Source organism: Aquibium pacificum, assembly GCF_040839445.1.
Classification (GTDB): domain Bacteria; phylum Pseudomonadota; class Alphaproteobacteria; order Rhizobiales; family Rhizobiaceae; genus Aquibium; species Aquibium pacificus.
In genome coordinates this window covers 1-548 of the sequence record NZ_JBDPGJ010000030.1, presented here as the reverse complement: position 1 = coordinate 548, position 548 = coordinate 1, and the positions used below count along the sequence as shown (strand labels likewise).

The window sequence follows — 548 nt, the reverse complement described above, 5'->3', positions numbered from 1 at the left end:
ATGCCCACGATCTCCACCGTCTCGCCGACCTTGACCACGCCGCGCTCGACGCGGCCGGTCACCACCGTGCCGCGGCCCGAGATCGAGAACACGTCCTCGATCGGCATCAGGAACGGCATGTCGATGGGACGCTCCGGCGTCGGGATGTACTCGTCGACCGCCGCCATGAGCTTCCTCACCGCGTCCTCGCCGATCTCCTTGTTGGAGTCTTCCAGCGCCGCCAGCGCCGAGCCCGGGATGATCGGAATGTCGTCGCCCGGATACTCGTACATCGACAGGAGCTCGCGCACCTCCAGCTCGACCAGCTCGAGAAGCTCGGCGTCGTCAACCTGGTCGACCTTGTTCAGGAACACCACGATCGCCGGAACGCCGACCTGGCGGGCGAGCAGGATGTGCTCGCGCGTCTGCGGCATCGGGCCGTCGGCGGCCGAAACCACCAGGATCGCGCCGTCCATCTGCGCGGCACCCGTGATCATGTTCTTCACGTAGTCGGCGTGGCCCGGGCAGTCGACGTGGGCATAGTGCCGCGCCGCCGTCTCGTATTCCAC

Annotated in this window: 1 protein-coding gene; it reads right to left on the bottom strand. The window is 67.2% G+C overall.

Annotated elements, in window-relative coordinates; genetic code table 11:
* The coding region (locus tag ABGN05_RS30035) for a GTP-binding protein (RefSeq protein ID WP_367957714.1) at positions 1-548 on the bottom strand (548 nt) is incomplete at both ends.